Raw genomic sequence first — 12,604 nt, 5'->3', positions numbered from 1 at the left:
TATTAGGGTCTGTTGAACATTCAAATGTGGAACTGGCAGTGGCTATTTTTTAGACAATACGCAGTGAAATTTTTGACGCCTAGTCGTTCTAGGGTAGACAATTTCGCCATGTATTGGCAAAAAATAGCCCTGCCCTGAAAGGCTGATGCTAAAACCACTCCAAACGTGTTGTAAACCTAACTAAGGTTTTGACATTATCGTCGGTTTACGCCTGATTTGATAAAAGGTCTGGGGCGATTTTAGCGATCAGCAGTCCTAATATTTGAATGTTCAATAGAACCTACTTTGTAAAGTCCAGTCTTTGAGCAAACTCAAGATATTTCTCAGCTATTCTGGCTGGCATAAGTGACTCATTAAATGGCGCATGAAATTTTTGTGGATTATTCATTGCCTGGCGCATTTTTTCGGCAATCGTATCAATATCGCCCATTGGCATCAAGTTAATTTCTGGCAGTAGCTCACTTGGACCTGACGGACAGTTGGTGCTAATAACTGGAGTACCTAGCGCTAGAGCCTCCGCAATGACCAAAGCAAAGCCTTCCCAGTCAGAAGTTAGTATCTTAAATTGTGCATGCTTAATATAGGGAAAAGGGTTGTCACAAAAACCTAAAAACACCACTTTTTTTTCTAAACCTAATTCTATGACTAATCTCTCTATCTCGCTCTTGTGTTTACCTTGACCCAAGAGCAATAGCGGCATAGATTGATCAGTTTTTGCGTAGGCTTTTATCAATATATCGTGACGCTTCGCATCTTTAAAGCTACCCACATGGATTATATAGTTTTGATATTCAGGAATGAAAGCATCAGCCTGCTTTTGAATGCTGTCTTTATCAATTGGATTGTGGATTGCAGTCGTTGGCGTAATATGACCAAAGCTTTTGATAAAATCTTTTTCAGCGCCCTCACTGACACATACACACGGATGCTTAGTATATATCTCCACCATTTTTTTCTTCAACTGCTCAGCATCGCAATTTTTATTGAATTTGTAGAGCAGTGATACGGTGTTATGAATAATATAGATGATATTGGGCAGTTTACTGTTACTCAGGATACTATCCGTTCGATCAAGGTTAGACAATATGATGTCAGGCTGACCGATATTCTGTGAAATATATTTATCAACAGAACGCGCAAAAATTTTATCACGCCTTTCACATCCAGGTATGAGTTTATAGGGTTTGAATTTGAGTACGTGGTAATGAAGATTTGGACTTAAGTCGTACTCTACCAAAGGTTTGAACCTTAAGACGTGTACCTCATAGCCTAATTGATCAAACCCTTGACCTAAAGTTAATACCACACGCTCCGCACCGCCACCTTGTAGGCAATTAATAACGAGTAACGCTATTTTTTTGTGCTGATTCATAAACTACAACCTATGGATTAAATCTTTAGTCACTTAAAAAAACCTGCAATTATTTTATCGAAACAGCTAGCGCTTAAATAACTTAGAAAACAATGACTTAGAAAATAATGATTTAGAAACGCTCGGACGAGTGACTTTATTACCACTGTAGCCTTGTTGAGATTTTTTCGGAAAATCTCCAAAAGGCTCTACTCGATAATTATCTAAATGATATCCATTGGCAAGCGCCTCATTATAATAGACATCAAAAAATTCGGACAAATCTTGTCTTGGGTGCGGCATTATCTCACCATCAAACCAATGCTCAAAGCCTTCTTCCTTCACTCTGGCTATTGCGTATTGATGACTAAACTGTGTGCCCATATCCGAATAATGTAGAATTTTAATTTCTTCTATCACTAACTCTTCACCATCTATACAGTTATAACTGTCTTGGTAAGGCTCAATCAACTGAGTATTTTTCTTAAATAGCGCCATCATTTCTTGATGACTTTTCGGATTTTTTTTGAGTTTTTCAATAGGTAAAACAGCAGTTTTTGCGGCCTCACAATCCCAAACACAAGTACATAGCCGAGTCATGTCAGCATTTGTTTTGGCCGCTACTATAGACTGCCCTTCGATAGGATGCTGCCACAACTTTGATAAATCATCTAAAACTACGACATCAGCATCCATATAAATCGCACGTCCAGAGTAATTGCAATACTCCGGAATCGCCCATCTAAAACCAGAGAAAGGTGTCGACCACTTAGTCGTATCCCACCCTTCACCAGTTTCAGGATCCGAATACCAATAACTATCATGGTCACGCGATAGCTGCATCCATACTATCTCAACAGGTACACTGGTATGTTTGTGAATACTATAATCTAGAACCATCATCTGCTCTAGATCACAGTTATTTGGATCACAGCCAACAAAGACTCTGATGGTATCGCTTGTTTTCATAACTCTATCCGTTCACTAGGGAATGCTCTAACCCTGATATTTATAAGGGTTAAAACATCGATACTAATTTTTACTAGGCCGTGTTGCGCTTACTCTTTCCAGTACTTCTCAATCCACCCTACTGGTAAGATAAAATGGCGCAAATGACGTAGTGGACTTTTTAAGTTTTTGGGCTCAGTAAGCTGTTTCAAATGTTCCTTGGCGTTATTGGCAGCATTTTTATTGTATCTGCCTTCGATCGCATGCGTTGGATACAAATCACCAGGGAAGATAACCAAACGAGCACCTTTAGGAATCTTTGGCTCTTTAAAGTAGTTAAGCGGGAATGGCTGACGACATTTGCGTCTAAAGTGTGCCACCCATGCCTTTGGAAACAACTTGACGCCGCCGGGGGCATTACGAGTGACAAAACGCTGCTCAAAACGGTACTCATCAGCGATACCTTGTGGATCTGCTTTGAATTTTTCTTGCAATGAAACAAGCGCCCCTATCTGAAATCTAAAGCAAGACGTCTGTCCCAAGCGCTCTAATGGATTACTTGGGTTATAAGATAAAATAATATCATCCGGCTCGCCATATTCAAAGAAAGGATCGAGGCTGTCTACTATAATCACATCCAAATCTACAAACAGCACTGTACCCGTCAAATCACCAAGCGTCTCACCCCACAAACGAGATTTTGGCCATTTACCGAGTGTGTTGGTTGGCATAGCAACATCTAGTGGCGGCAGTGCTTGACATTCGATTTCTGGACGGACATCTGTTGTATCATCAGTGAAGCAGACAAAGCGGAATGGTGGTGTGATGTTACGAGACACCATGCCATACAGTTTGTTGGCATAATCAGCACCATATTTTGTGCCCCATTTAATACAGATTATTTGTTTGATATTCTTATTATCTGCTGTACTAGAATCTATTGGCATTGACTGCTCACTTTAATATTATGAATAAATATGATGGCTATATTAGCACAAAAAAAAGACTGAACAATTATGTTCAGCCTTTTTGGTCTTCAAAGTAACTGCTTTATCAGTCAATAAAGCTTAACCAATCCATATACTGCTCATTGCGGCCATGTACCACATCAAAGTACAGGGTTTGCAGTTTCTCAGTCAAAGGTCCGCGACCGCCATTACCGACCGTGCGATCATCGTATTCACGGATAGGTGTGACTTCAGCAGCCGTACCAGTCATAAAAATTTCATCCGCGAGATAAAACTCATCACGAGTGATACGACGCTCAACGACTTTAATACCTAAATCATCAGCGAACTGAATGATAGTACGACGAGTAATACCATCAAGTGCCCCGCCCGCTAAGTCTGGGGTATGCAGCACACCGTCTTTTACTAAGAACAAGTTTTCGCCAGCACCTTGGCAAACATAACCTTGCGGATCCATCAAAATAGCTTCGTCGTAGCCATTACGAGTGACTTCTTGATTGGCCATGATAGACACTGGATAGTTACTAGAGGCTTTGGCCTTGCACATGGTCACGTTGGTCATGTGATGGGTAAATGAAGAGGTTTTTACACGGATACCGTTTTTGATACCTTCTTCGCCCAGATAAGCGCCCCAGTGCCATGCAGCAACCATCGCGTTGATGCTGTTATCGCGTGATGACAAGCCAAGTTTTTCTGCGCCTACCCAAATGAGGGGACGAATATAGGCTTCTGCTAAGTTGTTTTGTTTGACCACGTCTTTGTGCGCTTGCTCTAGGGTGGCAGCATCAAACGGCACATCCATTTGAAAGATTTTCGCTGAGCCCAGTAGACGCTCGGTATGTTCTTTTAGGCGAAAAATAGCCGTGCGATTGTCAGCTGTTTGGTAAGCACGTACGCCTTCAAACACAGCCATGCCATAATGCAAGCTATGCGTAAGCACATGAACTTTAGCATCTGGCTGTTCAATCATCGTGCCATTCATCCAAAGTTTACCATCTTGTGTTGCCATATTCATTTTATAGTCCTTATGCTAGCACTGACGTCTAACTTTTTTTAAGTAGGTTTTATTTAGGGTCTATTGAACATTCAAATGTGGAACTGGCAGTGGCTACTTTTTAGACAATACGCAGTGAAATTTTTGATGCCTAGTCATTCTAGGTTAGACAATTTCGCCATGTATTGGCAAAAAATAGCCTTGCCCTGAAAGGCTGATGCTAAAATCTTCCCAAACGTTGTTGTAAACCTAGCTAAGGTCTCGACATTATCGTCGGTTTACGCCTAGTTTGGGAAGATTTTAGCGATCAGCAGTCCTAATATTTGAATGTTCAACAGACCCTAATAGTATCGATCAACATCGTATGATAACACTACAGCGTCAATTTTTATTGCTTAAAACACAGCATTATTATGACGAACGACTGACAGTGTTATGATGATGTGCGACCGATTATATCATTGGCCATGCTGGCAAATGCAAGGTTTTAGTTTGTGCTTAGGTGGCTCTTGTTTATATTAAAATATTTAGTTTGAGCACATTGCCTTATTATGAGTAGACGATAAGTAAAGAAGTTACTATTATTTTTGCTCTGCTGATTCTACACCCATAAGGTGTTGCCACTGCGCTTGTACTAACGCTCGCGTCTCTTGCCATAGCGACTCATCAGCGAGTAATGACTGCTCTGATAATGCTAACTGATGGGTGGCAGCGCGTATTCTCAGATAGGCATCGGTCAACTCCTGACAGACTTGCTCTTGCCAAATGCCAAGCAAAGCAACTTCTGAAAAAATACGCACATTGTCACTCCATTTGGTCAAGCTTGGATATTCATGCGAATAAGCCAGTACAGCAAACTGTGCTAAAAACTCAATATCTACAATACCGCCTGCATCCTGCTTGAGATGAAACTTGCCTGCTTGCTGTTGCCATTGACTGGTACCTAGATGCTTTTGCATTTTGATACGCATACTGGTGACTTCATTACGTACTTGATCCAATGTCCGTGGCAGTGACAACACATCTCGGCGAATATCACAAAAGCGTGCAGTGACTCGTCTGTCTCCACAAATCGCGCGAGCACGTACCAGCGCCTGATGCTCCCATGACCACGCTTTATCGATTTGATAGGTTTCAAACGCATGACAAGATACCACCATCATGCCAGCATTCCCCGAAGGTCGCAGGCGCATATCAATCTCATAAGCGCGACCATCACGGGTTTGAGTATTGAGATAATTCATTAGCTTTTGTACCAGACGAGCGGCAAATTTCATACCACTGACTGACTTCTCGCCAGTGGTCATACCCTGCTCTTTTATCTTATGCAAGAAGACCAAGTCCAAGTCTGAAGAATACGACAGCTCTAACCCGCCAAGCTTGCCATAACCGATAATAGCAAAGCCGCAGTCCGCTTCAGTGACCGGATCACCATCTTGGCCAATAGGATAACCATAGCGGTTCACAATCTCCGCAAAAGCACGCTCTAGCGCTGCTTCTAGTACTACTTCAGCAATATATGTCAATGAGTCCGACACTTTCATTATCGGACGTTCAGCCAATACATCGCTAGCCGCGACAGCCAATACTTGGTTCTTTTTGAACAGTCGCAAAACGCTTAGTAGCTCTTCTTCATCGTTAGGCTCGACGCGCAGTAACTGTTGGCGCAGGATATCGCGCAGCTCACGCTTATCTGGCAAATGGCGATAGCGCTGCTGCAAAAAGGTATCCAACAACACAGGATACTGCGCCAGCTCTTTTGCGATCCAAGGGCTGGCTGATAGCATCGGTATCAGCTCGATTGTTGCATTGGGGTTTTCAGCAATCATCACCAAATATATAGACCGGCGGCAAATAGCCTCTAGCAATGCGATCAAGCGTGGCAAAGCAGTATTGGCCAGCTGCTGCTGTTCTTGATGAGCGAGTAACGCGTGGACAATCACAGGATAAGCATCATCCAAGCGCTCTCTGGCCTCATCACTCAAGTTAGCGACCATTTTTGACTGCCAAAACTTCTGTAATAACTCACGATTGCCTTTTGTTAATACTTCGTCTAAGCGCGCAATCTGCTCTTCTAGATGTTCTGGCTCTAAATCGGTATCATCATTATCAGGTACTTGGCGCTCAGTGACCATACGTTCAAATGGCACATTGACATTGTCTCGATGATGATTGAGCTGGGTGAGTAATGCTTCCCAGTCATCAAACGCTAACGTGACTGCTAGGTTGTTCTGCCAATAAGGGTCATGTGGTAGACGCTGAGTCTGCTGATCATTGATCGCCTGAATAGCATGCTCAAGCCGACGCAAAAAGCGATAAGCCATTTGCAGCTGCGCGTACGTTGACTGCTCTAGATATCCAAGTTCGCACAACACTTGCATTGCTTGTAGACAAGGCTTGATCTGTAGTTGCGGATGCCGACCACCATAAATCAGCTGAAAAGCTTGTACAATAAACTCAATGTCTCTGATACCGCCTGCGCCAAGCTTAATATTATCTAAGTCTTCACGCTGTGCAACTTGATTTTGAATCAGAGATTTCATTTCTCTGAGTGCTGAAAAAGCACTGTAGTCAACATAATAACGAAAGACAAACGGTTTAATCAGTGCCTGAATCTCATCATAAAATGGCGGCTCTATCTGCCCGACCACACGTGCTTTTAGCCAAGCAAAACGCTCCCAAGCACGTCCATGCAAGGCAAAATACTTCTGTAAGGCTGAGAGATGAATGGCCAAATCACTTCCATCACCCCATGGGCGCAAGCGCATATCTACCCGAAATACAAAACCATCTGCCGTTTTATTATCCAGTAGTTTAATAATCCCTTGACCAAGCCGAGTCATAAAACGCTTGTTGTCTATGCTACGAGTGCCCTTCGCTTTGTCACCATTGGTCTCACCGCGCGCTTGATGCACAAATATCAAGTCAATATCGCTCGATAGATTCAACTCATGAGCACCAAGCTTACCCATGGCCATGATTGCCATATCATCGATCTGCACATTGCCTAGCTCATTGACAAAGGTTGGTTCACCATATTTAGCAACTAAGTGCTGATAGGTATACTCCTTGGCAAATGAAATACAACCATCCGCAAACTCAGATAACTCATCGGTTAATTGCTCAAGGGCAATCATGCCTAGGGCATCTTGCCAAATCCAGCGCATCATCAACAGCATCCGTAAGTTTCGGAGGCCGCTCATGACCTTGGCTTCATCAGCAAGTTGGTAATTTTCATCTAGCGTGTAATCTTGGATCAGATCATCAATTTGCTGGCGTGTTAAGGTATGATCAAGAGGATAACTGCGTAAAAACGTCTGACATGAAACGGTCCGACTTTCCCAAATCTGATAAGCAAACTCACTTGCCGTTTGCAATACTTGCAGTTGTTCTACGGTAGGCTGATAATCTGTACCATTGTTCACACGTGAGGGCATAGCAGGTAACATAGTGACGAAAACTCCTTACATAGAATGGTAAGACTACGTGAACCTAGCTCATAAGTTTATTGTTTTTTCTTACGAGGCAGTCACAGCATCAAATAATAATACTCAATGTGCCTACACTTGAGATAAAACCACGTTAAATAACAGTGACTCTATTTGGTTTGCGGCGCTTTATGTTAGCATAAACATCTTTGATAGAGACGACTCACCTCTCTTTTATGATATAACGATATTAGGGCATGTCATCAATTAGCACATGGATACATTTAGTGGTCTTAAAATGGCTAAATTTAGCCAAACATCGTCAGAAACCTTGTCAATATGTTCATATTTACGGCAATTTCTTCCTTGTTTGGCTGCAATTTTCCTCATTTTAAGCCGCACAATCTAAATGATGACACGCCTTAGATGTGACAGTATGATCCGCTGTATGTCGCATTATCAGTATAAACTCTGTTCTCTGTCACGCAAATTTGCACGCAGACGCTATAATAATGTCATTCAAATTAATTTATAAAAAGCATTTATAGCAACTTGGCCGTACTTTTTAAACTCTTATTTATAATATGTGATACTGCGCCTTATGACGACCACTACCCCATTATTACTGATTACTTCTGACCCTAGTCATCCATTGGCACACTTGGCATTACGTTACGCACGCGCTTACCTAAAGAGCGCAGCGAATAGTCATGATATTGATGACAATGACACTAATAGTACAGGCAGCAACGATAATGCTACCACTGAACAACCACTGCTCAATGTCTTTTTTTATGGGGACTCGGCTCATATAGCCAATCGATTGCGTTGGCAGTCAGCTGAGCAGATCGACCTGACCCAAGAATGGAAAAATCTGGCTGACCATTATCAGTTACCATTACCCGTCTGCGTCAGTACTGCGCTCAGTCGCGGAATTAGTGATAGCGAAAACGGTACTCGCCATCGGCTTGACGGTGACAATTTGGCAACAGGATTTAGCTTGGTTGGTATGAGCGAGCTGGCAATGATGATGCAAAGCAACTGTCGCCTCATACAATTCTAACAGCGCATTATTAACAGCGACTGCTTTGACGACGACTGCTTGTGACAAACAACTTTTGGAATAAACCATGAAATTATTGATTCAGCTGCGTACACCAACAGAAATGGCAAGCTATGAAGGTTGTGCCCTCGCTTTAACCTTGGCAACGTTTGGACACGACGTCCAGCTGTACTTAGATGCCCTTGTTTTTGGCTTATTGATGCAATCTGACTCGCGGCTGCATGGCATGATTCAATCACTTGAGCTTTATGACATGCCAGCTGCTTGGCTACCTGATGATGTCTTTAGTGGCTGGGTCACTGGTATGTTGCCGACAGATTTGGCATCACAGCTTACACTAGTGCCAGAGGTCATCAACTCACAAGACTTTGAGCAGATACTGACCTTTTAAATCGCTACAGAATTTAGACTTATAAAATAACAAAGCACGTAATCGGATACTTTTATGGCAACTTTATATCAATTACATAGCAGCATGGACAAGCTCAGACGCAGCACAGAAGAGATATCACGCACTTGGCACACAGGTGACAGTATTCTACTACTAGGCACAACTGTCGCTTTTATTGACTGGCTCAATGCTTATTTGAATGACAGTGAGATAGATGGCATTGCAGGTATTTATGCCTTAGCAGATGATATAACGCAGTTAACAGAAAACACCACTAGCAAGCTAAATTTAGAGAGCAAATTGACCCGTATTTTAACGGATGAAGAATGGGTCGAGCTGACTCAAGACAGCCAGTTTGATAAAGTGGTGACCACTGCCTTATGATTATGCCTATACCTATGCCTACTACGATGGCGACAACCGATATCGCCTTAGATCAAGACGGTCATTTATGTGATCACACTATTTGGTCGCCTGCGATTGCGCAGCAGCTGGCAAATACACTGGATATCAACTTGATTGCTGAACATCTAGAGATTTTACAACAGGTGCGCGCCTTTTTTGTCAAATTCAATCATGCGCCTGCCACGCGTCCGCTCATTAAATGGCTACAGAAAACCCTGCCTGAGCAGGATATTAGTAATCAAAAGTTGCAGCAATTGTTTAATACTGGATTGGTCGCGCGTCACGTCAATCGTCTCGCTGGATTGCCTAAACCGCCTAATTGTTTATAAAGTCACACTGACTGCTGTCCGAATTTGGAGGTTTAAAACATGACTTCCAATCAGAATCAATAAGTATATCAACCACTATTTAGGGTCATATACTGTCAGAGTGTCATAACCAACACTGCGACCTTCATCACCCACAAAACCCTGCTGACGCCATATCTCATATAAACATATCGCCACACTATTGGACAGATTCAAACTGCGTGAATCTGCCAGCATGGGCAAGCGTAACCAATGGTCGGCACCAATACTTTCACGAATATCATCTGCCAGCCCTGCTGTCTCAGAGCCGAATACTAAAGCAATATTGGGGGGCAACGCATTTTTTTCACCATCATCACCAGTGACCTGCCCACTGAAATTATAATCATAAAATGGCTTGCTCAGCTTGGTAGTCAATGCTGTGATGACATGACAGTCCGATGCTATGAGCGCTTGCCTAGCAGCTGCCCAGTCGTCATGTACCTGCAGGTGGGCATACTCATGGTAATCCAATCCTGCACGGCGTAGCTTCTTGTCGTCAAGCTCAAATCCTAAAGGCTTCACCAAATGTAACTGCGCCCCACTATTGGCACATAAACGAATAATATTGCCAGTATTACTAGGCATTTTGGGTGCTACCAGCACGATATGAATAGTCATTATCACTCCATCAATTGTCTGAATAACATTATTTTAATTCTCTAGCAAATTTTATATAAATAGAACTTGGTGTCAGGCTGGCTTAGTCTACTATTGTTAGTAGCTTCGCTCGTTGTCTTTATATGAAAATAATCTTGAATAGAATATATATATCAAGCGTAATTAAAAGTTACAGTTTACTGGCAAAAATTACATTTTGATACTGGGCATATATTTTAACTTTCTTTATGATGGCTCTACTGGATTGCGAGATAATATATACACATTGTTATCGTATCCTGTAATCCTTCAGTTAGGCTTAAGCAATTTGCTTAGCGTCGCTGCTGTTACTTATAACTACCCATTTATTTTGAGGAATTATTATGAAAAAATTAATCATTGCATCTTTGACGGCTATGTTTGTATTGACTGGTTGCAACACTTTTAAAGGTCTAGGTCAAGACGTATCTGGCGCCGGTGATGCTGTAACTGGTAGTGCTCAAGAAGTTCAAAACAAAATCTAATTATTAATTCATTAGACTTGTTTTTAAAAGGCTTACCATTTATTTGGTAAGCCTTTTTTTGTTTCCATATTTTATCTTGTTGAGCAATCATTTTGCAGCATCTTTAAAACGAGCAAAGTCCTGTTATAAGAACGCTCTTAATATTTGGTTTAGATACCTGCTGCCTAATACTGTTGGCTTTAGCTGCTGACGATCATCTACGAGTAACCCCTGCTTGACTAGCTTATCTACTTGCCCAGCGACACTGTCATAGCAAAGTCCTGTTCGATCCTCAAACAGTGCCCACGACACACCATCGTGCAGACGTAGTGCATTTAGCATAAACTCGCTCACCAATTCGTCACTAGCAATCTGTTGCCAACCAATCATTTTTGGGAAATGTTGGCTGTCATGAGATGTCTCAGTTATATCTTGATAGTCGACATAATCCTTGGGTAAACGTGACTTACTAAAACGATAAATACCTGATTCTGCTACTAACTCACTGTCTAACCCTTCATGCGTTTCTAACGGCTTGAGCGTGCTCTCACTTAATAATGATGCGCGATCACCTGATTGCTTATTATTATCTGACTTATTGTTATCATCTGATTCGTTCTTATCAACAGTCACCTTGCCATGAGCACCCGCGCCAATCGCCAAATAATCACCAAACTGCCAGTAATTGACATTGTGGCGGCATGGCTTATCGAAAGCACCAGACCATGCCGACACTTCATAATTGTCATAACCCAATTGCTGTAGCAATGCCTGACCGGCTTGCTCAATATCAGCGAGACTGTCCTCATCTGGCAAAATAGGCTGACTGCGATAAAACACCGTGTTAGGCTCAATCGTTAGCTGATACCAAGAGATATGGGTCGCGCCAGCATTATGCGCGATTTGAATATCATTCAGTGCTTCAGTCAAGCTTTGCTGCGGCAAGCCATGCATCAAGTCGACATTGACGCGTTCAAACCCAGCATTCCGTGCCGCCTTAATCGCTGATAATGCTTGCTTGGGATCGTGTATGCGCCCGAGAGTTTCAAGCTTATCCGCAGCGAAGCTTTGCACACCAATTGACAAGCGATTGATACCGACATCCAGATACTGAGCAAATGGCGCGTGTTCAAGCGTACCCGGATTGGCCTCCATCGTAACTTCAATATCATCTGCGAATATAAAACACGCACGCAAGCCCGCAAATAAACGCTGATACTGCGCAATCGGCAGTAGTGATGGCGTCCCACCACCGATAAATATCGAGCCAATCTCACGCCCTTGAGTCAACGACTGCTGCATTTGAGCATCCAATAACAAAGCATCGACGTATTCGTCATACATCGATAGCTGACTGTCTACTGGCAGCTCATGCGAATTAAAGTCGCAATAAGGGCACTTCTTCACACACCATGGAATGTGAATGTAAAGTGCTAACGGAATATTCATCACGTTTATATCAGTCATATGAGCATCGCTATTGGTAAAATCGAAGGCATTAGTCTTATTTGGTATGTAGGATTGACTATAGCTATAAAAAGTATCGCTAGGATAACGGTTAGAGGCCTTAATGAAAAGCATCGTGACAACAAAATAACTCACAAAA

The 12,604-nt window shown here is 42.4% G+C and carries 12 protein-coding genes; 5 read left to right on the top strand and 7 right to left on the bottom strand.

Annotated features, from left to right (window positions below; all coding sequences use genetic code 11):
* Window positions 1-280: 280 nt before the first annotated feature.
* The 5 genes from ACMFL8_RS06025 to glnE all read right to left on the bottom strand — a co-directional run bounded on the left by ACMFL8_RS06025 (window position 281) and on the right by glnE (window position 7,710).
* On the bottom strand, window positions 281-1,372 hold the full coding sequence (locus tag ACMFL8_RS06025; protein WP_413190367.1) for a glycosyltransferase: 1,092 nt from the start codon (window positions 1,370-1,372) through the stop codon (window positions 281-283).
* A 66-nt stretch (window positions 1,373-1,438) separates the two neighbouring features.
* Entirely contained in the window at window positions 1,439-2,320 is an 882-nt protein-coding gene (locus tag ACMFL8_RS06020; RefSeq protein ID WP_413190366.1) for a glycosyltransferase, read from the bottom strand.
* 89 nt (window positions 2,321-2,409) lie between these two features.
* Entirely contained in the window at window positions 2,410-3,246 is an 837-nt protein-coding gene (locus tag ACMFL8_RS06015; RefSeq protein ID WP_210540623.1) for a glycosyl transferase, read from the bottom strand.
* Window positions 3,247-3,352: 106 nt separating this feature from the next.
* Entirely contained in the window at window positions 3,353-4,282 is a 930-nt protein-coding gene (locus ACMFL8_RS06010; protein ID WP_194363167.1) for a branched-chain amino acid transaminase, read from the bottom strand.
* Between the two features lie 560 nt (window positions 4,283-4,842).
* Window positions 4,843-7,710: a bifunctional [glutamate--ammonia ligase]-adenylyl-L-tyrosine phosphorylase/[glutamate--ammonia-ligase] adenylyltransferase gene (glnE, locus tag ACMFL8_RS06005; protein WP_413190365.1), complete on the bottom strand. Its 2,868-nt coding sequence runs from the start codon at window positions 7,708-7,710 to the stop codon at window positions 4,843-4,845.
* A gap of 580 nt (window positions 7,711-8,290) precedes the next feature.
* Here glnE and tusD point away from each other — a divergent pair.
* The 4 genes from tusD to ACMFL8_RS05985 all read left to right on the top strand — a co-directional run bounded on the left by tusD (window position 8,291) and on the right by ACMFL8_RS05985 (window position 9,877).
* Window positions 8,291-8,752, top strand: a complete 462-nt coding sequence (gene tusD / locus ACMFL8_RS06000) for a sulfurtransferase complex subunit TusD (RefSeq protein WP_413190364.1) — start codon at window positions 8,291-8,293, stop codon at window positions 8,750-8,752.
* 67 nt (window positions 8,753-8,819) lie between these two features.
* Window positions 8,820-9,143: a hypothetical protein gene (locus tag ACMFL8_RS05995; RefSeq protein ID WP_413190363.1), complete on the top strand. Its 324-nt coding sequence runs from the start codon at window positions 8,820-8,822 to the stop codon at window positions 9,141-9,143.
* Between the two features lie 54 nt (window positions 9,144-9,197).
* A complete protein-coding gene (locus tag ACMFL8_RS05990; RefSeq protein ID WP_413190362.1) occupies window positions 9,198-9,527 on the top strand; it encodes a hypothetical protein in 330 nt (109 codons plus the stop codon).
* A 14-nt stretch (window positions 9,528-9,541) separates the two neighbouring features.
* Window positions 9,542-9,877: a TusE/DsrC/DsvC family sulfur relay protein gene (locus ACMFL8_RS05985; RefSeq protein ID WP_026037337.1), complete on the top strand. Its 336-nt coding sequence runs from the start codon at window positions 9,542-9,544 to the stop codon at window positions 9,875-9,877.
* Window positions 9,878-9,952: 75 nt separating this feature from the next.
* On the opposite strand, the gene ACMFL8_RS05980 is transcribed toward ACMFL8_RS05985, so the two are convergent.
* Entirely contained in the window at window positions 9,953-10,516 is a 564-nt protein-coding gene (locus ACMFL8_RS05980; RefSeq protein ID WP_413190361.1) for a tRNA (cytidine(34)-2'-O)-methyltransferase, read from the bottom strand.
* Between the two features lie 362 nt (window positions 10,517-10,878).
* Here ACMFL8_RS05980 and ACMFL8_RS05975 point away from each other — a divergent pair, with 362 nt between their 5' ends.
* Window positions 10,879-11,019 carry an entericidin A/B family lipoprotein gene (locus tag ACMFL8_RS05975; RefSeq protein ID WP_189584958.1) on the top strand — a complete coding sequence of 47 codons (141 nt, stop codon included), beginning with the start codon at window positions 10,879-10,881 and terminating at the stop codon, window positions 11,017-11,019.
* 123 nt (window positions 11,020-11,142) lie between these two features.
* Here the strand turns inward: ACMFL8_RS05975 and hemW are convergent, their stop codons facing one another.
* Window positions 11,143-12,465 carry a radical SAM family heme chaperone HemW gene (gene hemW / locus ACMFL8_RS05970; protein WP_413190360.1) on the bottom strand — a complete coding sequence of 441 codons (1,323 nt, stop codon included), beginning with the start codon at window positions 12,463-12,465 and terminating at the stop codon, window positions 11,143-11,145.
* Window positions 12,466-12,604: the final 139 nt, after the last annotated feature.

Origin of the sequence: Psychrobacter sp. AT9, from assembly GCF_047272965.1 — a bacterium.
GTDB lineage: Bacteria > Pseudomonadota > Gammaproteobacteria > Pseudomonadales > Moraxellaceae > Psychrobacter > Psychrobacter glaciei.
The sequence above is the reverse complement of the archived record's forward strand: the minus strand, read 5'-3'. Positions and strand labels throughout refer to the sequence as shown.

Coding starts and splice junctions, on each gene's coding strand:
- ACMFL8_RS05980 (WP_413190361.1), bottom strand. CDS start 10,516: ATGACTATTCATATCGTGCTGGTAGCACCCAAAATGCCTAGTAATACT.
- tusD (WP_413190364.1), top strand. CDS start 8,291: ATGACGACCACTACCCCATTATTACTGATTACTTCTGACCCTAGTCAT.
- ACMFL8_RS06020 (WP_413190366.1), bottom strand. CDS start 2,320: ATGAAAACAAGCGATACCATCAGAGTCTTTGTTGGCTGTGATCCAAAT.
- ACMFL8_RS05995 (WP_413190363.1), top strand. CDS start 8,820: ATGAAATTATTGATTCAGCTGCGTACACCAACAGAAATGGCAAGCTAT.
- hemW (WP_413190360.1), bottom strand. CDS start 12,465: ATGACTGATATAAACGTGATGAATATTCCGTTAGCACTTTACATTCAC.
- ACMFL8_RS05985 (WP_026037337.1), top strand. CDS start 9,542: ATGCCTACTACGATGGCGACAACCGATATCGCCTTAGATCAAGACGGT.
- ACMFL8_RS05990 (WP_413190362.1), top strand. CDS start 9,198: ATGGCAACTTTATATCAATTACATAGCAGCATGGACAAGCTCAGACGC.
- ACMFL8_RS06025 (WP_413190367.1), bottom strand. CDS start 1,372: ATGAATCAGCACAAAAAAATAGCGTTACTCGTTATTAATTGCCTACAA.
- glnE (WP_413190365.1), bottom strand. CDS start 7,710: ATGTTACCTGCTATGCCCTCACGTGTGAACAATGGTACAGATTATCAG.
- ACMFL8_RS05975 (WP_189584958.1), top strand. CDS start 10,879: ATGAAAAAATTAATCATTGCATCTTTGACGGCTATGTTTGTATTGACT.
- ACMFL8_RS06015 (WP_210540623.1), bottom strand. CDS start 3,246: ATGCCAATAGATTCTAGTACAGCAGATAATAAGAATATCAAACAAATA.
- ACMFL8_RS06010 (WP_194363167.1), bottom strand. CDS start 4,282: ATGAATATGGCAACACAAGATGGTAAACTTTGGATGAATGGCACGATG.